This window comes from Hymenobacter sp. HSC-4F20, from assembly GCF_019599275.1.
GTDB lineage: Bacteria > Bacteroidota > Bacteroidia > Cytophagales > Hymenobacteraceae > Hymenobacter.
This window is the reverse complement of sequence record NZ_JAHZTD010000001.1, coordinates 254,854-278,868: the sequence shown is the minus strand read 5'-3', so window position 1 is coordinate 278,868 and position 24,015 is coordinate 254,854. Positions and strand designations below refer to the sequence as shown.

The window sequence follows — 24,015 nt, the reverse complement described above, 5'->3', positions numbered from 1 at the left end:
AAAAAGAGCTTAGGCGTACAAGCGCGGCTGAATTGGCAACGTGTACTGTTCGCCGGCGGCCAGCAGGTGCAAATCAATACCGCGCATGGTAAACGGCGTGTTGGGGGCTATTTCGTGAATATTGGTGGAGCTACAGGAGCGGGCATCCAGAATAACTACCAGGCCGCTACCCAGCACTTCCAATTCCCGCCCTTCCGTGACCAGTACCGCCGTATCTTCCTCCAGCCCTAACCCTAAGCAGGCAGGATTGGTAGCCAGAATCTGCGCCATCCGGATAATGCGGCCCCGCGCCACAAAGTGCGTATCGACGGCTACGTCGTGAAGCAGCTCCAGTCCGGTGGTGATATGAATTTCTCCTTTAAGCATTCCCGCATCATTACGCCCCTGATAGATCATGGGGGTACTCATGGCGGTAGCGCCGGCGCTGGTACCAGCTACGATAAAGTCGTCATTGGAATACCGGCGGTGCAGGCAGCGCTGTAGATCCGTTCCTCCAAGCAGAGCCGTCAGGCGCAGTTGGTCGCCACCGGTGAAGAGTACTCCGCCCGCTTCCTCCAACACCCGCAAGCGCGCAGAATCGTTGGCTTCCGTTCGGGATTTAATATTCAATACTTCTACGGGAGGCCCGTTCAATCGGTGGAACGCGCGCACGTAGTCTTGCCCCGCTTCTTCTGCCTCTTCCGAAGCCGTAGGAATTACTACCAGTGGCCCCCGATTACCAATTTCCTCGGCTAGGCGCCGCAAAATAGCTTCCGGAGCAAAGTTAACGTTACGAGCAGCCTGCTCGTCTTCCTCCAGGGTGTCGCCCTTGTGCTCGTGGCCGCCAATCAGTAGGAGTTTGCCCTTAGGAACAGGGCACGCAGAAGGAGAGGGTTGTTTTTTGGTGGGCATATAACAGGGTAGCAAGTGAGCAATTCGCCCCAAAAAACACTTGCCGAAACAAGCATTTTTTGGGGCAAGAGGTTACGGAGCAGGAAGGAGGCGAAAAACTACTCAGCTTTGGCGTTGATGTAGTTCTTGGCCAGCTCGTTGAGCTTCGTGTCGGTGTGTTGCTCTTCGTTCAGGGTTTGCTGAAGCAGAGTAGCAATTTCCTGGTGCCCCAGGCGCTCAGCAAAGTGAGCAGCCGTACCGTAACCCGAAATTTCGTAGTGCTCAATGCGCTGGGCAGCGGCAATCAGAGCGGCATCCATTACTTCATCAGTAGCCCGCTCCGACATAGTTTCCTGTCCTTCCGCAATCAGGCCTTCCATAGCCTTACAGGTGTGTCCGCTCAGGCTGATGCCCAACGTTTCCCCGATTTGCTCCAGACGGTCTACTTGTTTTTCAGTTTCACGCAGGTGGGTTTCAAACCCCTGGCGCAGGCGGCCATCTTTTGCCTTGCTGGCCATTTGGGGCAATGCCTTCACCAGTTGGTTTTCGGCGCTGTACAGGTCTTTGAGCTGCATTTCCAGCAGGTCATCGAGGGTTTCTAGTTTGTCGAACATAGTAGTGGGATAAAAAGAACAGATGTTTTCAGCCGAATGGCCTGCCCTTCATACGATGCTACTGAATTCGTGTTAAGGTCGAGGTAAGATATTGATGCTCCTCATCCAAAAAATAAGCTGCTGTTTCTCAGATTTTTACCAGCTCTACCTCGCCTTCCGCTTATTTTGCAGCTCCACTATTTACGGCTTATACGGAAGTAAAAAACCGTATTTATACCTACCCCCGCCCGCGAGTGCTCAGCGCTACCTAGTGGCAGCGGAGAGCTACATTGGTTAGCTGTACTATTATTTGCTGTCCTTACTGGCCTCGGGGCACAAAAAAACCCCAACTGCAAAATGCAATTGGGGTTTTCGTGATTCCGCTGGGATTCGAACCCAGGACCCATACATTAAAAGTGTATTGCTCTACCAGCTGAGCTACAGAATCATTTGTTTTCTTTGTAACCGGCGAGCTTTTCTCGCTGATTGTGGCACAAAAGTAGAGGCCCAAACTTAATCGTGCAACTGTTTTGCTAAAAAAAGCCCTTCTTTTTTTCCTTTTCTGCGCCCTGTTTTTTCAAGCGACTCAGGCCCAAAAAGTTACTCCGCAGCTTCTACGCGCAGATTCTTTGTTTGCTACGGGTCAGGTGGAGCAGGCTTATCCCCTCTACCGCCGGGTGCGGGAGCAGGAAGGGTTGCAGTCGGGCCGGCAGCTACTGCGCATGGCTTACGTGCAAGAGGGGCAGGGGCACTACCCCGCCGCGCTATATTACCTGAGCCTGGCCCACGCGTGGCAGCCACGGTACACTACCTGGGAGAAAATGGTAACCCTGGCGCAGGAGCATCGCCTAACAGGCTACCCCAACTCGTGGCGGCAAAACCTAGCTATTACTGTGCAGCGCTACTACTACCGCTTGGTGCAGATGCTACTGGCGGGAGCTGTAATAGGGGGCACGCTGCTGCTGGTGCGCCGCCGCACAGCCGACCGGGCCTGGTGGGCCACCTACACAGTATACCTGCTGCTGGTAGGCTTGTTCTTGAATCTGCTGGGACCAGGGCGCGTCGGGCTAGTGGCCCGGCCCCGCGCTCCGCTGATGACCGGGCCTAGCGCCGGATCGGCTTGGCTGACCACCGCCGCGGCCGGCGACCGGTTTGAGGTGCGGGGTCAACAGGATATCTGGTACCGGGTGCAGTGGCAGGGGCGTGACGCCTACATCCGGCGGCCCGACTTACTGCTAGTAGAGTAGGCTGGTTCTGACAGCACAACGGCCTGATCCACCAAGTGAACCAGGCCGTTGTGCTGTCAGAACCAGCTTACAGGACAAAGTCAGGCTCCTCCTTGCGGAAGTGATTTAACACCAGCTTATCAGCCAAGCCAGGCAGCCATTTATTAAGGAATACTGTAAGCTTGCCCTGCCCGGTTAGTACCAAGTCGCGGCGGCGCTGCTGGACGGCTTGTAGCAGGTGCTGGGCCACCTCCTCACTGCTCATCATCTGCTGCTCATTGCGGGGCGACTCGCCCTGGGCCGAGCCATCGGCGGCCAGAGCCACGTTGCGGATGTTGGACGCCGTAAAGCCTGGGCAGGCGAGCAGCACGTGTACACCCTGGGGAAGCAGCTCGGTCCGCAGCGCCTCCAGAAACCCGTGCATGGCGAACTTGGAGGCCGAGTAGCCTGTACGCCCCGGCAGACCACGGTAACCGGCAATGCTGCTAATGCCCACAATAGAGCCTTTAGCCTGGGTAACGTGGGGAAGAGCAAACTTGGTGGTGTACACGGTGCCAAAGAAGTTGGTTTGCATCAGCCTCCGAATAACGTCTAGGTCGGCGTCGCGGAACAGGGCGCGCATGCTAATACCAGCGTTGTTGATGAGCACATCCAAACGGCCGAAGGCAGCCACTGTTTCCTGCACTGCCCGCTCCGAGTCCGCCTCTACCCCCACATCGGCCCGGATAGCCAAGTGCGGCACTCCTAGCCGCTCCAGCTCACGGGCAGTATCCTGCAGGCGGGCCTCATCGCGCCCGGTAATAGCGACGCGGGCACCGGCCCGGCCAAAAGCCAGGGCGGTAGCCCGGCCAATCCCGGAAGTGCCCCCGGTAATAAGCACTACGTTGTTTTTCATGGGGAAAGAAATAGCCTATGCTTCCCAGGCAGGAAGCCCGCAAAACTACGCCTATTTCTTCCGCTTCCGGCAGGCTGCTCCCCTACCCTATCAAGCACGGAAAGTAAGCCGGCTTGCCAGCAGCCTTATAAATTGTATTTTATCACGGTCTTATAAGTATATTCGAGCGTAAGTATTCTCGTTTGTACTTTGCTTTGCTTCCTGCAATCTGCCCGATACTTTTGCGGCGAATACGCGCTGCGCTATACTGCTTGTTAAGGGGCCGTTACGCCCGTGTTGCTACTTCTCTGTATCCACTATGCCTTCCGCGTTTTAGTTCATCATCAAGCCGGCAAGGCCAGCCAGTTCTGAGGGGCAGGCCTGCCCCTGCTCCTGCCCTACCTTTTCCGCACCACACGCCTGATCCGCCGCGCGGATGCGGAAGCTACTGCCGTCGCGTACCCCACCTACGGGGCTCCTACTGAGCCTGACTTGGTGCGGGAAATCAAGCGGCCGGTTACGTGGCCCTGACTTCTTCCTTTTGTTTCTCCCGGAGCTTTTCTGGCTCCTTATTCCGTGTCGCCCTCTTTACGTATTATATGCCAACACGTCTACTGCGCAGTTGTTTCCTGCTTTTTATCTGGCTTGTGATGGGCGCCTTGCCTGCCGCCGCTACCCACTTGCTGGGAGGCGAGATGAACTACAAGTACCTGGACGCCAACGGTCCGGCCAATGCCCCGTTTCGCTACCAGATAACAGTGTTGGTGTACCTGAACAAGGAGCCCGGCTCCGTAGCGCCTGACGGCCGCCCCAGCGTCGACATTACTTTCTATAATAAGTCGCAGGGTGGAGCGCGCATTTCAACGGTAACGGTACCGCGCACCAGCTTTGTGGAGATTACGCCGCCCTCGCCCGGCACCTGTACGCTGCCCAATAGCCGCCCGCCCCGGGTCACGCTCGCTAAGTACGTGACAGTGGTAAGCCTACCCAACTCGTTTGAGGGCTACTACGCCGTGTACACTGACAGCGCCCGTAACATCGACGTGACCAACCTGCTGGATCCGGGCAATACGAACATGACGTTGTACGCGGATATTGCCCCGCCGCTGCTGCCTAACACTTCTCCGGTTTTCTCGGATACTGCCGTAGCCGTTATCTGCCAAGGCGATACTAGCCTTATCCTCAACAACGCCTACGATGCCGACGGCGACCGGCTGACCTACACCTTCGGAACGCCCTACCAAGGTTCGGCTCCGTTTAATACTTTCTCGCCCCCGCCGCCGGTATATTACGCTGCTGGCTACAGCCAGACTCAGCCGTTCGGGCCGGGGCGGGGCAGCTTTGCCAGCCTGAACGCCAGCACCGGCCTAAGCCGCTACGCCTCCCCCATCCAGGGAAAATTTGTAGTAGCCGTGGACGTGCGCGAGTACCGGACCGTAAACGGGCGGGAAATGCTGGTGGGCACCACCCGCCGCGACATTCAGCTGGTATCGAGGGTGTGCCAGCCTAACCAGGCGCCCTTGTTCAGCCCTCCCTCCGTGGCCGTGCGAGATTATACCATTGAGGAAGGCCAGACGGTCAGCTTCAACATCGTCGCCTCCGACCCCGAAAATCAGTCCCTGGTGATGCGGGTGAACAGCGTGCTACTGGACGGTAGCGGCCCCTTTGACGCCAGCCTGAACAACAACCAAGGCACGCTGCCCAGCGGGACACCCATTGGGGGCGCCTCCATCAGCGGGACCAGCCCCGTGACGGGCAGCTTCCGCTTCGCCTCCCGCTGCGGCAATGCCCGCGCTACTCCCTACGATGTAATTGTAACCGTAACGGACAATGCGTGCAGCAGCAAGAGCATTGCCGAGATTTTCCGCATTACTGTTACCCGCGCCAGCGGCCCCAACCGCATTACCGGCGACTCAGTGGTATGCGACCGGGGGCAGGCCCGCACCTACACGGCCCAGGGCCCGGCAACGGGTGCATACCGCTGGACCGTGCGCGGCGGTACCATTCAGGGGGCGGCTACGGGCCGCTCCGTGCAAGTGCTCTGGAACTCAACGGCGGCAGCCGGCTCACTGAAGGTAGAGGGACTATCGGTGCTCAACTGCCCCACGGATTCGGTATCGAAGCCGGTAACGCTGCGCGGTACCAGCAGCCTGACGACCAGCCCAAACACCAGCATCTGCCTAGGAGGCTCGGCCACGCTTACGGCCAGCGGGGCCCAGAGCTACACCTGGACCGGCGGGGGCCAGACCTATACCGGAGCCAGCATTACGGTATCACCCACCCAAACCACTACCTACACCGTGCAAGCCACGGATGGCACCTGCACCTTCTCGCGGCAGGTAACTGTAACCGTCACGCCCACGGCCGTAGCCAATGCTGGCGCCACCCAGACCGTCTGCTCGGGCACGAGCGTGACGCTGGGCACCCCGGCCGTAGCGGGCTACACCTACCAATGGAGCCCGGCCACGGGTTTGAGTAGCGCCACTGCTGCCCAACCAACCGTTACGCTGACCAACACCACCGGCGCAGCCCAGACTAGTACCTATACGCTCACGGCCACCACTACCGGCGGCTGCTTTGCCACCAGTACGGTTCGGGTAGTAGTAAACCCAGCGGCCGTGGCCGATGCCGGCCCCAGCCGCACGGTCTGCTCCGGCCTGCCCGTACCCCTGGGCACGCCCGCCCTACCCGGTGCCACCTACCAGTGGAGCCCGGCTACCGGCCTCAATAGCGCCACGACCGCTCAGCCTACTCTGACCCTGACGAACACCACAGCTACCGCGCAGACCCTGTCGTACTCAGTTACGGTGACCACGGCCCAGGGCTGCACGGCCACCAGCACGGTACAGGTAACTATCAACCCAGCCGCCGTAGCCGATGCGGGCGCTGACCGGGCCGTTTGTTCCGGGGAAACCACTACGCTGGGTACGGCCGCCACCGCCGGCACTACCTACCAGTGGAGCCCAGCTACCGGCCTGAGCAGCAGCACGGCCGCTCAGCCCACGTTTAGCCTCCCGAATCTGGGCACTTCGCCACAGGTGTACACCTACACGCTCACGGCCACTACCGCCGACGGGTGCGTAGAGACCAATACGGTCCGGGTGACGGTTCATCAGGCGGCCGTGGCCAATGCCGGAACTGACCGGGCGGTGTGCTCGGGCGAGGCCACCACGCTGGGTACGGCAGCGGTAGCGGGCACCACTTACCGGTGGAGCCCCGCGGCGGGCCTGAGCAGCCCTACCGCTTCCCAACCCACGCTTACCCTCTCTAACATGGGTGCCAGCGCCCAGGCGTACACCTACACGCTGACGGCCACTACCGCCCAGGGCTGCGTCGCTACAAGTACCGTCCAGGTAACCATTAACCCGGCCGCGGTGGCTACGGCCGGCCCCGACCGCAGCGTGTGCTCTGGCGAAACCACTACGCTGGGCACCGTGGCCCTCCCTGGCACTACCTACCAATGGAGCCCGGCTGCCGGTTTGAGCAGCACCACCACCGCTCAGCCTACCTTTAGCCTAACCAATACGGGTGCTACCCCCCTGGCCTACACGTATACGCTGACGGCTACCACGGCTAACAGCTGCGTAGCAACCAGCACAGTGCGCCTTACGGTGAATCCGGCCGCGGTAGCCAACGCCGGCCCGGCCGTGGCCCTGTGCGACGGACAGCGGATAACACTGGGCACCCCCGCTGTGGCGGGCACCACCTACCAGTGGAGCCCGGCCGCAGGTCTGAGCAGCCCCACCGCCGCCCGCCCCGTGCTGACAGCCATAAACCAGACAGCTAGTCCTCTGATTCAGACGTACACCTTAACGGCTACTACGGCCAACGGCTGTGTGGCGACCAGCGCGGTACAGGTCACTATCAATCCGCGGCCGGCCGCTGACACTATTCAAGGCAGCCGCTCGGTGTGCCCTACCGTGCAGGGCGTGGCCTATAGTATTCGGAACCCGCGGGGCACGGTGTACCAATGGATTGTAAGAGGCGGTACCATCGCCAGCGGCCAGGGCACCAGCGCCATCACCGTCAACTGGGGTGCAGCATCTGCTACGGCCAGTGTGCAGGCCTTCCGGCTGAACTCTTTCGGCTGCTCCTCCGATACAATGGTGCTGCCCGTACGCGTGAATCAGCAGCTGGCCACTGAAAAACCAGCTGGACCGTTGCAGGTGTGTCAGTCGGCGGGCCCATTCACGTACCAGACCCCGTACACCAACGGCTCGGTCTATGCCTGGCAGATTGTAGGCGGCACGCAGGTAAGCACCTCTCAGGGCGCGGTAGAAGTGCGCTTTACCCGCCCGGGCATTGCCAAGCTGGTCGTAACGGAGTCCAGCAATCCGGCCGGGGGCATCTGCCGCGGGGTTAGCGACACGCTTTACGTGAACGTGCTGCCAGCCCCGGCGGCAAACCTAGCCATCAGTGGGCCGAGCCGGGTGTGTGCCAGCACCACTTCCCTCAGCTTCGCACTGCCGGGCGCACCTTCGTCCTCCTACGCTTTCAGCCTGAACGGAGCAGCCCTTCCCGGCAGTGGTAGCACCGTCACGCTACCCACTCCCGCCGCCAGTACTACCCCTTACACCCTCACCGCTCGGGAAACCAACGCCAACGGCTGCGCCGGACCGGTGTACACCACCACCTTCAGCGTGGTAGCGCCGCTGGCTATTACGGGGCCGGCCAGCTACTGCCCCGAAGCGCGCACCGGCTTGGCCTACGCGGTAGCCAGCCTGCCCGGCGGCCAGTATCAGTGGACGGTTACCGGCGCTACCATCGTCAGCGGCCAGGGCACCAACGCCATTGGTCTGGATGTGCCGGCGGGCGGGGCCACCGTAAGCCTGGCCGTTACGGAGACGACCAGCGCCAGTTGCGCGGCCAGCTTCACCATCCGGCCCGACAATGCCAGCGTGGCTCTGACGACGGCCTCGGTAGATGCGGCGGCCAACGACCAAAGCATTACGCTGGCCCTGGCCGTGCCCAACAACGCGGGCAACGCCAGCCAAGTGCGCATTATGCGCCGTGAGGCGGGCAGTACCGACGCCTTCACGGCGGTGGGCACGGTGGCCAACACGGCCGTTACCTTCACTGATAAAACCGCCGACGCCGACGCCCACGCTTATGAGTACCGCCTCGACCTGACCAATGCCTGCGGTACGGTTCTCATCAGCCAGCAGCACACTACCATCCTGACCCGGGCCACGGCCGCCGAGCCCACCGACACCCGCCAGACCGGCACGGTGCAGGTAGCCTGGACCGCCTACCAGGGCTTTGACGTGAAAGAGTACCGCATTCTGCGCGTGACGGATAACAGCGTGCCGGAACTGGTGCAGACGGTAGGCGCCTCGACCTGGAGCCTGACCCTGCAGAGCGGCAAAGACGGCTTCAACCAGTGCTACCGGGTGCAGGCCATCAGCACCGACGCTACGGCCCGCACCTCCTTCTCCAACGATGCCTGCGTGACCTTCGAGAACAAGCTGGGCTTCTACAACATCATCACCCCCAACGGCGACGCGAAGAACGACGTGCTCATCATCGACAACGTGCAGCTTTACCCCCGCAACACGCTCACCATCTTCAACCGCTACGGCAAGCAGGTGTACGAAACCCGCAACTACCGCAATACCTTCGGGGGCGAGGGCTGCGGGGCCGGCATGTACTACTACCTCTTCAAACTCGACAATGGCACCAGCTACAAAGGCTGGTTTGAAATTGCCAAGTAGCCCATACTAACCTTTGCTGAAAAGCCGTCCGGGAAGCCCGGACGGCTTTTTTGGTTATTTCTTCTGGCGGCCCGTGTGCAATACAGCTACTATCGGCATCTTCACCACGCGACCCTTTACTTCTATCTAAAGTATGACGTTCCCCCTACTACTTACCAGTTGCTGGGCCGTGCTGCACGGCCTGTTCACCGCTGCACCCGATCCAACCCCAACGGCAGCACTACCCCCGCTGTATCCGTATACCGCCGCCGACGCCCGCTGGGGCTACCTGGACGCTGCTGGCTGCCCGGTGGTGCCGGCTCGCTTTCAGACTGCACAGCTCTTCTCCGAAGGTGTAGCGGCCGTGCGCGAGAATGGGTACTACGGCTACATAGCACCGGATGGCAAGTTCGTTGTTCCCGCCCGCTACGACTATGCTACCCCATTCCGGGGCAGTTACGCCCTGGTGTGGCAGGCCGGCAAGCCGCTGGTGCTGAACCGGGCCGGGCAGCTCATGTTTACCCATTCGTACGCCGCGGTTGAGCTCTGCTACGGCGGGGGCCGGCAGCCTTACTGCCGCGTGACCACCCGCAGCCAGCGCCAGGGTATTACGGATGTGCGCGGCCGCCTGCTGGTGGACACGGTTTTTCGCTCCATCAGGCCGTATTACCACGGGGTAGCGGTAGTCCGGGGCCTGCGCGACGGCACCCAGCAGCCCGACCCCGCGCACCCCGGCGACAGTATACAGGTACGGGAGGTAGGCGTTATTGACGTTACGGGCCGCATGGTGGTACCCCTGGGCAAGTACCGGCAAATCGAGGATTTCACGGCGGGCTATTCGTCGGCGACCCTCCCCTACGAGCAAGCAGCAGGTTTATGGGCCAATGACGAAGTAGTGCTGGACTCCACCGGCCGGGCTTGCTTTACCGTACCTGCTACCAGCTGGAAGTTTGCGCAAAGCTCCTTGCGCTACGACGAAAAGGTAGCTCCTGTGGAAGTATACCGCCACCGGCCCGAAAGGGGCAGCCAACGCTCGGCGCGGCGGCGCCAGACCTTCGCCAGTTTGGTGGATGAGCAGGGGCGCCTGCTGTTTCGCAACGAAAAAATAGAGGAGATTCTGCCGCTTGCCAGTGGGCGCACGTTCGGCCGCACCCAGGACCAGCAATGGCATCTGCTGAACCGCCAGGGCCGGTTTGTAACCGCAGAGTCCTACCCGGAAGTTGTCGGCAACAGTCCGTATCAATCCGAAGGACCGGCTTTTCAGCAGGGCGTGGCCTTCGTGAGAGATGCGCAGAACCGGCTGCTGGGCCTTGACACTGCCGGGCGGGTAGTAATGCCGGCCCGTAGCTTTGGGTTCGGGTACACCAAGGTATTCCGACAAGGCGAGCTTCTTGTTTTTCAGCAGGATAGTATGCGGGAAGATGGCACTGAGCTGCCTACTCGCTACGGGTTCTGGCATCCGAAACGCAACGTGCTGGTGCCGCCGCGCTACCAGGCATTGTTTCCCGTTGCGGATGCCCTGCCCGATGACCTGCTGGTAGCCCGGCAGGACAGCCGCTGGAGCTACCTGACCCAGGCCGGGGAGTTGATTTGGCAGCAACCTGCTACTAACCAGAGCTTAGCAAGCCTCGATATTGATTACATGCGTCGGGCCACGTACACGGTAGCCTCTCCCCCAACGGCACGCTCGGCGGAAGAGCCGGGCGGCTGGGGCGGCTCCGATAATATGTTGCGGTCCGCTCAGCACGGGCAATTCCCTGCTAATCAGTTGCAGCTAACGGTGGATACTCAGCCGACTGCCGGGCTTTTCCAGCAGCAGGCGGCCGGCCACCGGCTTTACCTGGTCAATACCACTTCCGACACCATCACCTTCCGGGCCCAGGACAGCATGCTCTACCTCAGCCTCGAGGCCCAGGATGAGCAAGGGCAGTGGCAGGCCATTGAATACGTGCCCAGCAGCTGGTGCGGCAACAGCTACCATACCGTATTTCTGGCCCCCAACCAGTACTGGCAGCTGGTAGTACCGTCGTATCAGGGGGCCCGCCCCACCCGGCTGCGGGCCCGGCTGCAGGTGCAAGGCGCTAATGCAGAAACCAACCAACCGGCTCACATCCTGTACAGCAACGAGTTCGACGGCAGCGTAAACCCCGCCCAGTTCTGGCGCCAACTAGAATACCAATCTGCCAGCATCATGGACCCGTACCGCAACTAGCCCTGCCTCGCCTACCCCAGGAAATCCGCGCGAACCGCGAAATCCGGCGGGCTGCGTGCGTATCTTTGCCGCCGTGAGTAAAGCAGCTAAAAAAATCCCGGCGGACGCGCTCCGCAACATTGAGATTCAGGACATGGTGGCCGAGGGCAAGTGCATTGTCCGCCACGATAACCTCGTCATTTTCGTGACCCAGGTAGCCCCCGGCGACGTGGTAGACCTGCGCATCACCCGCAGCAAAAAGAACTTTCTGGAGGCCGTGCCCACACACTTCCACAAATACTCTGAGCTGCGCGTGACGCCTTTCTGCGAGCATTTTGGGGTGTGCGGAGGCTGCAAGTGGCAGCACATTGGCTACGAAACCCAGCTTCAGTACAAGCAGCAGCAGGTAGAAGACACCTTGCAGCGCATTGGGAAGGTAGCAATTCCGGCCGTGCAGCCCATTATGGGTTCTCCGGCCCAAACCTACTACCGCAACAAGCTGGAGTACACCTTCAGCTTTATGGGCTGGCTGACGGAAGAGCAGATCCAGGACGAAACCACGCAGTACGACCGGCGCGTGCTGGGCTTCCACACGCCCGCCCGCTTCGATAAGATTATCGACGTAAACCACTGCTGGCTGCAGCCCGACCCCAGCAACCAGATTCGCCTGGCCATCCGCGACTACGCGCGGGAAAACATGCTGCGCTTCGGCAACATCATCAAGCAAACGGGCCTGCTGCGCAACCTCATCATCCGCACGGCCAGCACCACCGGCGAGCTAATGGTGATTCTGCAGTGCTACCGCCAGCACCAGGCCATTGAGCCCCTGCTCGACTACATCTACGAGCGGTTCCCGCAGATTACCTCCCTCAACTACGTACTCAATGACAAGGGCAACGAAACTTTCCACGACCTGGAGGTGGTGTGCTACAAGGGCAAGCCCTACATCGAGGAGGAAATGGAAGGGCTACGTTTCCGGGTGGGGCCGAAGTCGTTCTACCAGACCAACTCCGAAGGAGCCTACAACCTCTACAAAGTAGCACGCGACTTCGCCCAGCTTACCGGCACTGAGCTGGTATACGACCTCTACACTGGGGCCGGCACCATCGCCAACTTCGTGGCCCGCCAGGCCAAGCACGTAATCGGCGTGGAGTACGTGGAGCAAGCCGTGGCCGATGCCCACGTCAACTCCGAAATCAACGGCACTACGAACACCGAGTTCTACGCCGGCGACATGAAAGACGTGCTTAACGCCGAGTTCATCGAGAAGCACGGCCGCCCCGACGTGGTCATCACCGACCCGCCCCGCGCCGGCATGCACGAGGACGTGGTAGCCCGCCTGCTGGAAATGCGTGCCCCCCGCATCGTGTACGTGAGCTGCAACCCCGCCACCCAAGCCCGCGACTTGGAGCTGCTGGACGCCGCCTATAAAGTGGTGAAAGTGCAGCCCGTGGATATGTTTCCGCACACCCACCACGTGGAGAATGTGGTGCTGCTGGAATTAAAGTAAGACAATGAAGAGCTATACTTTGGCCTCTACACTCGCGTTGTTAGCAGGCTGGAGTATAGCTATATTCTTTCATGGCTTATTTTCACTAGTAACAGGTGGCAGTTTGCGAAGTGCTGACACTACCGTTGTAGCATTCTGGTCGTTCTTTTTCGTAATGCTGGCAAATGGGCCCTTTATCCAATGGCCGGAGAAATATATCAGCCAGTATTGTCGCTCACATTCCCAGATTACCTTCTTGATTACCGCAGTGGCCTACGCGCTAATAACGTTCACTGCGCTGATCGGCTGGCTTTTCCTGAGCTCTGATTTCTGGATAGTATATATAGATGCAGCTCTCATCGGTTTAGGATACGGCTTTTGCTTTCCACGTATCTGGAAGCATTCCTTCCTCAACAAACCCACACTATGGACTACACCAACGACCCTGAACTGAACGGTAAGTACCTCGGCACCATTACCAAGGATTTCGCTACCGTTTCGGATACGCTCAAGGAAGCTTCCTACCAAATCCGCAAGCGCGAGATTTCCAAGTATCCCATCTTCATCTTTGCCCGCCAAGAGGTACCGCTAGGTGGCCTGCTGGTGAATGCCGATGAGCTAAACCTGGAGTGGCACGTGTTTGCCAGCTACGCCGAAATGCTGGTGCAGCAGCGGGTTATTGGCATCGATAAAATCGAGGATTTCCAGCAGACCTACAAAGACGCCGATGAGTACTGCTGCCTGTTCGTGCTGGATGAGGAGTTTACCAACTTCGTGTACATTCCCTACCCCGAGGACTAGACAAGGATGGCGTTGCAAAAACTACTCGATTTCCTTACTGAACTGGATGCTCGCAAGATTCACTACACGCTAGCTCACCATCGGGAAGAAAGTATAATGGTGCTTGTGGCAGTTCCGGGGCAGCGGTGGGAAATAGAGTTCTTTGCTGATAGCCATATAGAGGTAGAGGTTTTTGCATCTGCCTCAGAAGGACTGGAAGGCGAGGAAGCGCTAGACCGGCTGTTCAAAAACTTCAGCAACTAAAAAAGGCGACTCAAGTGTTTGAGTCGCCTTTTTTAGTTTTTGTGCTGTTTTACCCGAAATGCTGGAAGCCCTGGGCGCGCAACGGTACGGGCTGGCCGGCTTTGGTAATCAGGTTAGCTCCCTCGCTCTTATCCACCATATGGCCGATGATGGTGATATCGGGGTGGTTTTTAAGTTTATCGTGGGCCGAGAGTGGGACGGTGAAAAGTAGCTCGTAGTCCTCGCCACCATTGAGCATGCACATGATGGGGTCGAGGTTGAACTCTTCGGCTACCTCCAGGGTGGGGTTGGCAATGGGCAGGTTCTCGGAAAAAATGCGGGCCCCGGTGCCGCTGGCCTGGCAGAGGTGCAGCACCTCGGAAGCCAATCCGTCCGACACGTCAATCATGCTGGTGGGCACTACGCCCAGGTCGCGCAGCTCGTGCACCACGTCCATGCGGGCCTCGGGGCGGAGTTGGCGCTGGAGCACGTAGGGATATTTGCTAAGCTCGGGCTGGGTGTCGGGGTCGGCTTGCCAGGCTTGTTTTTCGCGCTCCAAGACCTGCAAACCCAGGAAAGCTCCGCCCAGGTCGCCGGTTACGCAGATCAGGTCGTTGGGACCCGCCCCGCTCCGGCGCACCGCCTCACCGGCTGCTACTTGGCCCAAGGCAGTAATACCAATGGTCAGGCCCGAGCGGCTGGCAGTGGTGTCGCCGCCTACCAGGTCCACATGGTAGGCCTCACAGGCCAGGCGCATACCTTCGTACAGCTCCTCAATGGCTTCTACGGTAAAGCGGCTGGGTACGCTCAGGGCCACTACCAGTTGGGTGGGTAGCGCGTTCATGGCGGCTACGTCCGATACGTTTACGGCTACGGCTTTATAGCCCAGATGCTTCAGGGGGCAGAAGGTGAGGTCGAAATGCACACCCTCCACCAGCAAATCGGTGCTCACGACTACCTCCTGCCCGGCCGGCGGGGCCAGAATAGCGGCGTCATCACCGATACCGAGAATGGTGCTAGGTTGATGCAATTGAATAGTTTCCTGAATCCGGCGGATCAGGCCGAACTCGCCTACTTTATCGAGGGGCGTCATAAATTCACACGTTTTGCTGATGGGATTGGTTTCGCACCTTGGACTCCGAAAGGCGGGCGAAAGCAAGGCGCAAAGGTACACGGCTCGCGGCTAGTACGAATACAGCTCCGTGGATGTTGATGCGTAACCCCAAGACCCCAAACCGGCACCAGCTGCCTATCCGCTACCCCTCTTATTCTTACCAACCCGCCGGCGCGCTGCAGAACAGAACGCCGGCCGGATACGGCAGAGGCTGTTTGGCACGACGGCTTTTTTTACTAGCTACCGTTGCTTAATGAGCGTTTTTTAGTAAATATTCGTTGGCTTACTGCTACCCTTTTTGCTGATTTATGAAGCGCTTAACCTCTTTGTTTCTGGCGTTGGCCACCCTTACTACGTTTAGCTGCAACCGTACCCCCAAAGCTATTGACCCAGCCTCAGCCCAAGCCGTGAAAGTGCAGCTGGACATTCTGAAGGACACTGTAGAAGCCCGCTGGACTGCCATGCAGTCCTCTGATGATAACAAACTGCGCAACACCCGTCAGTTGCTACGCGAGCTGACCACCCAACCCGGCACCGACCGAACCCAATTGGCCCAACTTCAATATGCCAACGACCGCCTCGCTCGCCGGCGCTACGATCAGCAGACTATGGCCGAATCGGCGCGTATTGATGCGTATGATGCTGCCCAGGATTCGCTGTTGCGAGTAGTATATGCATTGGCCCTACCCACTGACCGCGAGCCAACTACCCCGGTCAAGAGCCTCACCGAGCAGATTCAGACGGCCGATGCGGAACTGGTGAATTACCGGGTGCGGTATGACCAGGCCGCCAGCCGCTTCAACAACTACCTGCAGGTACACACCGCTGAGCTGGAGCAGCTAGGTGGCAAGTACAGCAAACTCAAACCCCTACCTCTCTTCACTTTGCAGAATTAGGCCCGGTAGAAGCAAAAAAGAAAGCCGCGAGGAAGCCAACTGATTCGGCTTCCTCGCGGCTTTTTCGGGCCTGGTATGGCATTACAGCTTCGCCATTTCGTCGCGCACGAAATCGGCGAGGGTGCGCAGGTATTCCGTGCTGAAATCGAAGCGGATGCCAGCAGCGGCATAGATTTCACCTATCGGGGCCGTGTACCCCAATGCCAAGGCGCGCTGATAGCCTTGCAGCGCTGCTTGCGGATCTTGCCGGAAGTTGCGCCACACCGCAATAGCCCCGAGTTGGGCCATAGCGTATTCAATGTAATAGAAGGGCACTTCGTAGAGGTGGAGCTGCTTCTGCCAGAGGTAGGGCTTGATGTGCTCCAGCCCCTGCCAGCTCACGGTGCGCTGGTTAAACTCGTCGAAAATCCGGGTCCAGCGCTGGTGGCGCTCGGCCTCCGTATGCTCGGGGTTTTCGTACACCCAGTGCTGAAACTTATCGATGGTGGCTACCCAGGGAAAGGTTTCGAGCACGCTTTCCAGGTGGGTTTTCTTGGCCCGGCGCAACTCGTCCTCATCCGTAAAGAATACATTCCAGTGGTCCATGCTGATCAGCTCCATGCTCATCGAAGCCAGCTCGGCTACCTCGGACGGCGGGTGCTTGTCGGCGCTCAGGGGTAGGCGGCGGGTCAGGAAGGAATGCACGGCGTGGCCGCCCTCGTGCAGCATGGTCACCACGTCGCGCAGGGAGGAGGTGGCATTCATGAAGATAAACGGCACTCCCGTTTCATCAAGGGGGTAGTTATAGCCCCCGGGAGCCTTGCCCTTGCGCGACTCCAGGTCGAGGTTGCCCATGTCGCGCATGGTGCGCAGGCACTGACCCAGAAACGGATCAAGGCGGTCGAATACCGTAACGGTTTTCTCCAGCAACTCCTCGCCGGTTTCAAAGGGCCGCAGCGGGGCCTTCCCCGATACGTCTACGTCCAGGTCCCAGGGCCGCAGTTCGGGCAAAGCCAGATCCTGGCGGCGCTCCAGGTCGAGGTTGTCAATCAGCGGCACTACCGTTTCGCGGATGGCCTGGTGGAAGTTAAACGTATCCTGGGGGCTGTAGTCGAAGCGGCCCAGGGCGGCAAACATGTAGTCGCGGAAGTTGAGAAAACCAGCGTTCCGGGCTACCTGGTGGCGCAGGGAAATCAACTCCGTATACAGGGCGTCGAGGGGTTTGGCGTCTTGGAGGCGGCGCTCCTGAATGGCGCGCCAAGCCTGCTCGCGCACGGTACGGTCAGGGCTTTTGAGGCGGTCGGCGGCGCGGGGCAGGGTGAGTTCCTCCCCGTCCAGTGTTACGGTCATGGCCCCGGCAATGGCCGCATACTGCTGCTGCTTGGTGCTGATTTCGGTTTTCAGCGGAATATTTTCAGCCCGGTAGATTTCCAGGGCTTGCCGCACCGAGCGCACAAATACCCGGTAACGGGCCGGGTCCAGCTCCTCCAGAAACTCGGAGGCTATCATCTTCTCGTTCAGGGCGTGGTCGTAGGGGGCCACGTTGGGCTCAATCTCGCTTACGAAGTACTGAAAGGCCTCGGCCTGAGCTTGGTCCTGGGTGTCGCAGGTCATGCGGATGTAGCGCCAGGCCAGGTCTTCGCTCAACACCGCCTCCAGCTCGGAGCGGTTGAGCAGCCACTGCTCCAGCTCCTCAGCCGAGTGAATGGTCCGGTCGCGCAGCTCCACGAAATACGGCTCAATGGCAGCCCACTCCGTTACGGTAAAAGTTTCAGGAAGATAATGCCGGGGCGGACGCTGGGTTTCAGTTGCCAGGTCGGCCGTAGGGGCGGAGTATGTCATAATCAACGTAAAAAGAGCGCGCCGCGGGGTGCTTCAGTAGGTAGTAATACTACTCTGAATGCTGCCCGCGGGTTTAAACAATGTAGCAACACGTAGGCGCTAGTCCAAGGAATAGTCAAACCGTTTGCAAAAGGCAGTTGTTTGGCCGACTTCCCTTCTGGACCGGGACGGGCAACCCCTCGGTTGCTGGCAGCGCCGGATGCCGGAGCGGCCCCAGGGAGCCCCGGCGTCAGCAGAACACTACTGTGAAAAAGCGGCGGACAGGTTGGCGCTAGTCAATTTCAATAACTACATCAGCTGTCAGGGGGTGCCCCACACAAGTCAGGACGTAGCCCTGCTTGATTTCCGCGTCGGACAGGCCCTCACGCTCATCCAGGTGCACTTTGCCGGAGAGGCACTTGCCGCGGCAGGCGGTGCAGAGGCCAGCCTGGCAGGAATACGGCAAGTCAATATCCTGGTCGAGGGCAGCTTCCAGAATAGTCTGATTAGGCGCCACTGCTACCTGATATTCTGAGCCTTCGTAGTTGATGGTGACGGTATACGCGCCGGGCTTGTCATCGGCGGCCGTGGACACGTCGCCGTGGCCGGTGGGCTGGGCGGCAGCCGTTTCCGTGGCATCGGCGGCGGCCACGAAACTCTCGCGCCGGATGCGGCTGGCCGGGACGCCCAGCAGTTCCAGGGCGGCCTGGGCTTCCGTCATCATGCCCTCGGGCCCGCAGAGGTAGTACTCGGCCTGGGCGGCCGGAAACTGGTGACGCTGCTCCAGAATGCGCAGCAGCATGGTACGGTTGAGGCGGCCCGTGTGCTGGTGCCCGGAGGTAGGCTTCAGGGGCTGGCTATATACGTGCTCCACCTGCAGGCGGCCGGCGTACTGTTGTTCGAGGCGGCGCAGCTGCTCGGCAAATATCACCGACTCCTCGTTGCGGTTCCCGTACACCAGCAGCACGTGGCTCCGGGGCTCCTCGCGCAGCACCGCTTTGAGCATGCTCATGAGCGGGGTGATGCCTGAGCCAGCCCCTACCAGCACAATGGAGCGGGCAGAGCCAGGCTGGGGTGTGAGCGTGAAGTTGCCCAGGGGCGCCATTGCTTCTACCTGCTGGCCTACCCGCACGGTGTCAAGCAAATAGTTGCTGACCAAGCCGCCGGCTACGCGCTTTACCGTCACGGCCAGGCGGGGGGCCTCGCTGGGGGTACTGCTCAGCGAGTAGGCCCGGCGCTCTTTCTTGCCGCCGGGGCCGCAGGGTAAAATCAAGGTCAGAAACTGACCGGGCTGGCTAGCAACCAGCTGGCGGTCGGGACGCTCGAAGTGAATGGTTACGGCGTCGGGCGTTTCCTGGGTTAGCTCAACAACGTGGAGGGTAAGGTAGGGGCTGCTCATATGCGGGGACTAGGACTAGGGAGTCAACTCGGAATAAAAGGCAAAAATACGGGATAATGTGGCGTACGCCGTAGCTTGCGACCCGTTGAGGCTACGTACAAAATCTTGCGGCTTCTTTCCGGGGTAGTGCTGCGCAGGCGTAGCTGCCTCTTGCGCACCACGTAGCCGTTATTCCCTCGTTACACCACTGCTGCTTTCTTCGTACCCGAACTCCATCCTACTTTCCGTTCTCCGCTCTATGCTTGCTGCCCTGCTCGAACGCCACCAACACGAATTTGGCCCCGTGCTGCCCGTTGACCTGAACGCCCCCGACGTAGCCCGCCTCGATTTTACCGCCGCCAACCCGTTGCTCCAAGACGCTGACCTGCGCGATACGGCCGCCTTCGAAGAGCTGGTAGGGCGCCTGCTGGAGGCGCAGCAGGCCCACATTGGGGTAGGCGGCTACCTCGAAAACCGCATCATCTACCGCCGCAGCCCCGGGCTGTTCGGCGACCCGGCCGTGCCCGCCCGCTCCCTGCACCTAGGCGTGGATGTGTGGCTGCGGGCCGGCACGCCCGTACTGGCGCCCCTGGACGCGGTAGTGCACAGCGTGCAGGACAACGACCATTTCGGCGACTACGGCCCCACCGTCATCCTGCAGCACCAACTCGAAGGCACCGTTTTCTATACCCTCTACGGCCACCTCAGCCGCCGCGAAACCCTCTTGCTGCGCCCCGGCATGACCATCGGGAAAGGGGACACCTTCACGGAGGTTGGCCCCGCCCCCGAAAACGGCGACTGGCCGCCCCACCTGCACTTTCAAGTAATTGCCGATCTGGAAGGCCGGGTGGGCGACTTTCCGGGGGTAGGGCTGCTGGAGGAGCGGGAGAAATGGGCAACCCTCTGCCCCGACCCTAATCTTATTTTGCAGAGTCAGTGGCTCTCTACTTAGTCTAGTGCTCCGAGCACAAGTACTATTAACCCTATTCCAAACACGCCTCCCACACTCTCAAGCAGCCCTACCCCTATTATGATAAAGGCAGCTAGCTTGCCTAACAATATGGGCTGGCCGTCTTTCCTACGCCTGAACACGTCAAACAACCCTAGTCCAACTGCCAACAGCCCACATGGCGTGAGGCTCACTAAAAAAAGCACCCAAAACTTCATGTCTGGGTCAGCAACCAGCAACTGTTCAGCGACAAAAGCGACTAAAAAAGCAGCGGGCAGCCCAAGGGCACATAACGCCACCCACACAGATGTGCTCAGTTTCATCGGTTGCCCCGTGGATCAGTCGAACTTGATGGCGACGACAGGCTTGATGCGCGAGATGAGGTAGGTCGGAATCAGTACGGCCAGCAGGGAGGTAAGGAAGGTGGCCGCGTTGAGCACCACAATCATCAGCGGGTCCCAGTGAATGGGCACCCGGTCCATGTAGTAGTTCTCGGGGTCCAGCGGGATGGGATGGAAGAAGTACTGAATGGCGCAGAAGCCCAGCCCGATCAGGTTGCCGTAGAGCATGCCGCGGACCGTCAGGCTCAGCCCCCGAAAGAAGAACATGCTTCGGATCTGGTTGTCGGTGGCCCCGATGGCCTTGAGCACCCCAATCATGTTGGTGCGCTCCAGAATCATGATAAAAATGGTAGCCACCATGTTGAACGTGGCCACGAAGATGATCAGAATCAGGAAGATAACCACGTTGCGGTTCAGCAGCTGCAGCCAGTCGAAGAGCTGGGCGTACTGGTCCGTGATTTTGTCCAGCTTCAAATCGTAGCGCAGATTCTCGTAGAGGTTGTCGGCTACGGGGTCAAGGCGGTTGAAGTCCTTGAGCGTGATTTCCAGCCCGCCTACCAGGGAGTCGGGCCAGTTGGTTAGGTCGCGCACCTGCTGAATGTCGCCGATGACGTAGGCCTCGTCGAACTCGTCGAGGCCGGTCTGGTAGATGCCGCGCACCGTGAACTGGCGCACCCGGGGCGGGTTCTGGATAAAGTAAAACAGGGCCTTGTCGCCGGGCTTGAGGCGAAGCTTGTCGGCCACCTTGCGCGAGAGCAGCACGTCGTTGCTGGCCGCCGTATCCGAAAAGGCCAGGAACTTACCAGCCACTAAATTCTGCCGCATGGGCGAGCGGCCGCTTTTCTCATCGATGCCTTTCAGCACCACACCCAGCACTTCCTCCTTGGTTTTGATGATGGCCGTTTTGCGGGCAAACGGCTGGATAGAGGCTACCTGCGGATTGTGCTGCAGCTCCCGCACCAGGCGAGGCCCACTGATAGGCTCCACCTCCAGGGAATTGTTGGTATCGTACTTGCTGATTTGCAGGTGCGAGCCGAACGAGAAGATCTTGTTCTGGATTTCGTTGCGGAAACCCTCCAGAATCGCAAACGACACCACCATCACGGCCAAACCCATGGCAATGCTGATGATGGCTATCTTTGTCACCGATGAGGTAAATGACCCTGCATCGGCTCCGTCGATCTTATTAGATATGTACTGTGAGACGTTCACTGGCGTAAAGCTAGACGAATCCCGGCAGTTTTCCATTTCCCCGCCCCGCCTATGCCTTCCTCCTTGTCCGCGAGCCTGCTAGGCTTCTCGCTTCTGCTCACCGACTGCACCCGGCCGCCCCAATCGGCCCCGGCCACTGACCCGGCTGCTCGTTCTGCTCCTACCGCTGCTACCCCAACGGCGCCGCTGCGGCAAACCGTGGCCTCACCGCCCCAGGTGATCCTGCCGGCCGCCGAGCCGCTGCGCGTAGGCGCGGAGCAGTTCGGCCGGTACCTGCCCCTGCTCCAGGGCAAGCGGGTAGGCGTGGTGGTCAACCAGTCGGCCAAGGTGGGGCGGGCGTTTCTGGTGGATACGCTGCTGGCCCGGGGCGTGAACGTGCAGGCGATTTTCGGGCCGGAGCACGGCTTCCGCGGCGAGGCCGCCGACGGGGCGACCATCAAAGACGGCAAGGACGCCCGCAGCGGCCTGCCCGCCCTAAGCCTGTACGGGGCTACCAAAAAGCCCACGCCGGAAATGCTGCGCAATGTGGATGTGCTGGTGTTTGACATTCAAGATGTGGGCACGCGCTTCTATACGTTCATTAGCACCATGCACTACGTAATGGAAGCGGCGGCGGAGCAAAACAAGGAGGTAATTATTCTGGACCGCCCCAACCCCAACGGCTGGTACGTGGATGGCCCGGTGCTGGAGCCCCAGTTTAAAACCTTCGTGGGTATGCATCCCATTCCGATAGTGCACGGCCTGACGGTGGGCGAGCTGGCCCGGATGATTAACGGGGAGCAGTGGCTGGAAGGCAAGCGGCAGTGCCGCCTGACGGTGGTGCCTATGCAGGGCTACACCCACGATACCCGCTACGAGCTACCCGTACGCCCCTCGCCCAACCTGCCCACTCCGCATTCGGTAGCCCTCTACCCCAGCCTATGCCTGTTTGAGGGCACCGACGTGAGCGTGGGCCGGGGCACGGCCATGCCCTTCGAGGTGATTGGCGCGCCTACCCAGCCCAACACCCGGCCTTTCCGCTTCACGCCTACCCCCAACCCCGGCTCTACCTCCCCGCCCCAGAACGGTAAGCTCTGCTACGGGGAGGATCTGCGCCAGACGGGCAACGAGGTCGGTTTTACCCTGAAGTACCTGCTGGATTTCTACCGGCAAAGCTCCGACAAGGCTACCTTTTTTAACAAAGGCTTCGAGCGCCTGGCTGGCACGGCCGCTCTGCGCCAACAAATTGTGGCCGGCAAAACCGAACAAGAAATCCGCCAGTCCTGGGAGCCGGCACTGGGCCAGTATAAGGCGCTGCGCAAGAAGTACCTGCTCTACCCCGATTTTAAGTGAATGAGGAATTGAGTGCAGTAGTTTTAGGCCGCTTCCTTGCTTCACTCACCTACTCATTCAATCATTCATTCACTGACTAACATGCTGCGTATTATTTTCATGGGTACCCCCGAGTTTGCGGTGCCTACCCTGGAGACCTTGCTAACCTGGCCGGGCTGCCAGGTGGTAGCAGTGGTTACGGCTCCTGATAAACCCGCCGGCCGCGGCCGCCAGCTGCAGGCTTCGGCCGTAAAGCAGTCCGCCCAGCAGCACCAAGTGCCCGTCCTGCAGCCGACTAACCTCAAAGCCCCGGAGTTTCAGCAGGAGTTGCGCAGCTACGCGGCCGACTTGCAGGTAGTAGTAGCGTTCCGCATGCTGCCCGAGGCCGTCTGGAACATGCCGCGGCTGGGCTCCATCAACATTCACGCCTCCCTGCTACCCCAGTACCGCGGGGCGGCTCCCATCAACTGGGCCCTGATTTACGGGGATACGCGCACGGGCGTAACCAGCTTTTTCCTGCGCCACGAAATCGATACGGGCAACTTAATTTACCAAGACGCCGTGGACATTGCCCCCGAGGACGACTTCGGCTCCCTGTACGAAAAGCTGAAAGCGGCCGGCGCCGGGCTGGCGTTGCGCTCGGTGCAGGCCATTGCGGCCGGCACGGCCCCCAGTACGCCCCAGCCGGAGCTGCCCGAGCTGCGGCCGGCCCCTAAGCTGCACAAGGAAACCGGCCGCCTGGACTTCCAACAGTCGGCGCCGGCGCTGGCCAATCTGGTGCGGGGCCTCTCGCCCGTACCCACGGCGTTTACCCAGCTTCCCGATGGCCGCACGCTCAAGGTTTTTAAAGCCCAGCCGCTCGACGACGAGGAGGCTAGTGGCCCCGACGCCAGCACGCCCGGGCGCTGGTTTACCGACGGCCGCCACTACCTACGCGTGCAAACCGGCAATGGCCTGCTTGATTTGCTGGACGTGCAGCTAGAAGGCAAAAAGCGCCTGCCGGTGGCAGAGTTCCTCCGGGGGTTCAACGCAGCAACCTTAGGGTGAACCCTGTGGGT

Annotated in this window: 17 protein-coding genes and 1 tRNA gene; 10 read left to right on the top strand and 8 right to left on the bottom strand. The window is 60.0% G+C overall.

Going from position 1 to position 24,015, the window contains the following annotated elements; translation table 11 throughout:
• Positions 1 to 9: 9 nt before the first annotated feature.
• From K3G63_RS01215 to K3G63_RS01205, 3 genes are all read right to left on the bottom strand, one after another.
• A complete protein-coding gene (locus K3G63_RS01215; RefSeq protein WP_220612276.1) occupies positions 10 to 891 on the bottom strand; it encodes a cyanophycinase in 882 nt (293 codons plus the stop codon).
• 98 nt (positions 892 to 989) lie between these two features.
• Complete coding sequence (locus K3G63_RS01210; protein WP_220612275.1) at positions 990 to 1,484, bottom strand: ferritin-like domain-containing protein; 495 nt, start codon at positions 1,482 to 1,484, stop codon at positions 990 to 992.
• A 354-nt stretch (positions 1,485 to 1,838) separates the two neighbouring features.
• A tRNA-Lys gene (locus tag K3G63_RS01205) sits at positions 1,839 to 1,911 on the bottom strand.
• A gap of 181 nt (positions 1,912 to 2,092) precedes the next feature.
• On the opposite strand from K3G63_RS01205, the gene K3G63_RS01200 reads away from it, so the two are divergent.
• Entirely contained in the window at positions 2,093 to 2,710 is a 618-nt protein-coding gene (locus tag K3G63_RS01200; protein ID WP_220612274.1) for a hypothetical protein, read from the top strand.
• A gap of 67 nt (positions 2,711 to 2,777) precedes the next feature.
• Here K3G63_RS01200 and K3G63_RS01195 read toward each other — a convergent pair whose 3' ends face one another.
• On the bottom strand, positions 2,778 to 3,584 hold the full coding sequence (locus tag K3G63_RS01195; protein WP_220612273.1) for an SDR family oxidoreductase: 807 nt from the start codon (positions 3,582 to 3,584) through the stop codon (positions 2,778 to 2,780).
• 578 nt (positions 3,585 to 4,162) lie between these two features.
• On the opposite strand from K3G63_RS01195, the gene K3G63_RS01190 reads away from it, so the two are divergent.
• The 5 genes from K3G63_RS01190 (at position 4,163) to K3G63_RS01170 (ending at position 13,977) form a co-directional block, all read left to right on the top strand.
• Positions 4,163 to 9,274: a gliding motility-associated C-terminal domain-containing protein gene (locus K3G63_RS01190; protein WP_220612272.1), complete on the top strand. Its 5,112-nt coding sequence runs from the start codon at positions 4,163 to 4,165 to the stop codon at positions 9,272 to 9,274.
• 133 nt (positions 9,275 to 9,407) lie between these two features.
• A complete protein-coding gene (locus K3G63_RS01185; protein ID WP_220612271.1) occupies positions 9,408 to 11,465 on the top strand; it encodes a WG repeat-containing protein in 2,058 nt (685 codons plus the stop codon).
• A gap of 73 nt (positions 11,466 to 11,538) precedes the next feature.
• Complete coding sequence (gene rlmD / locus K3G63_RS01180; RefSeq protein WP_409070857.1) at positions 11,539 to 12,954, top strand: 23S rRNA (uracil(1939)-C(5))-methyltransferase RlmD; 1,416 nt, start codon at positions 11,539 to 11,541, stop codon at positions 12,952 to 12,954.
• Between the two features lie 405 nt (positions 12,955 to 13,359).
• Positions 13,360 to 13,734, top strand: coding sequence for a hypothetical protein (locus K3G63_RS01175; protein ID WP_110978023.1), 375 nt, complete (start codon positions 13,360 to 13,362; stop codon positions 13,732 to 13,734).
• Between the two features lie 6 nt (positions 13,735 to 13,740).
• A complete protein-coding gene (locus tag K3G63_RS01170) occupies positions 13,741 to 13,977 on the top strand; it encodes a hypothetical protein (protein ID WP_220612270.1) in 237 nt (78 codons plus the stop codon).
• A gap of 49 nt (positions 13,978 to 14,026) precedes the next feature.
• Here the strand turns inward: K3G63_RS01170 and thiL are convergent, their stop codons facing one another.
• A complete protein-coding gene (gene thiL / locus K3G63_RS01165) occupies positions 14,027 to 15,049 on the bottom strand; it encodes a thiamine-phosphate kinase (protein WP_220612269.1) in 1,023 nt (340 codons plus the stop codon).
• A gap of 329 nt (positions 15,050 to 15,378) precedes the next feature.
• Here thiL and K3G63_RS01160 point away from each other — a divergent pair, with 329 nt between their 5' ends.
• Positions 15,379 to 15,966: a hypothetical protein gene (locus tag K3G63_RS01160; RefSeq protein ID WP_220612268.1), complete on the top strand. Its 588-nt coding sequence runs from the start codon at positions 15,379 to 15,381 to the stop codon at positions 15,964 to 15,966.
• A gap of 81 nt (positions 15,967 to 16,047) precedes the next feature.
• Here K3G63_RS01160 and K3G63_RS01155 read toward each other — a convergent pair whose 3' ends face one another.
• Together K3G63_RS01155 and K3G63_RS01150 are read right to left on the bottom strand one after the other, a co-directional pair.
• Positions 16,048 to 17,787, bottom strand: a complete 1,740-nt coding sequence (locus tag K3G63_RS01155) for a M3 family oligoendopeptidase (RefSeq protein WP_220612267.1) — start codon at positions 17,785 to 17,787, stop codon at positions 16,048 to 16,050.
• Positions 17,788 to 18,058: 271 nt separating this feature from the next.
• Entirely contained in the window at positions 18,059 to 19,165 is a 1,107-nt protein-coding gene (locus K3G63_RS01150; RefSeq protein WP_220612266.1) for a ferredoxin--NADP reductase, read from the bottom strand.
• A gap of 238 nt (positions 19,166 to 19,403) precedes the next feature.
• On the opposite strand from K3G63_RS01150, the gene K3G63_RS01145 reads away from it, so the two are divergent.
• On the top strand, positions 19,404 to 20,096 hold the full coding sequence (locus K3G63_RS01145) for a peptidoglycan DD-metalloendopeptidase family protein (RefSeq protein ID WP_220612265.1): 693 nt from the start codon (positions 19,404 to 19,406) through the stop codon (positions 20,094 to 20,096).
• A 335-nt stretch (positions 20,097 to 20,431) separates the two neighbouring features.
• Here the strand turns inward: K3G63_RS01145 and K3G63_RS01140 are convergent, their stop codons facing one another.
• Positions 20,432 to 21,646, bottom strand: a complete 1,215-nt coding sequence (locus K3G63_RS01140) for an FtsX-like permease family protein (protein WP_310794546.1) — start codon at positions 21,644 to 21,646, stop codon at positions 20,432 to 20,434.
• 51 nt (positions 21,647 to 21,697) lie between these two features.
• Between K3G63_RS01140 and K3G63_RS01135 the strand changes: the two genes are divergently transcribed.
• The gene (locus K3G63_RS01135; RefSeq protein WP_220612263.1) at positions 21,698 to 22,978 is read left to right on the top strand and encodes an exo-beta-N-acetylmuramidase NamZ domain-containing protein; all 1,281 of its coding nucleotides are present in this window, start codon (positions 21,698 to 21,700) and stop codon (positions 22,976 to 22,978) included.
• Between the two features lie 81 nt (positions 22,979 to 23,059).
• The gene (gene fmt / locus K3G63_RS01130) at positions 23,060 to 24,004 is read left to right on the top strand and encodes a methionyl-tRNA formyltransferase (protein WP_220612262.1); all 945 of its coding nucleotides are present in this window, start codon (positions 23,060 to 23,062) and stop codon (positions 24,002 to 24,004) included.
• Positions 24,005 to 24,015 lie beyond the last annotated feature (11 nt).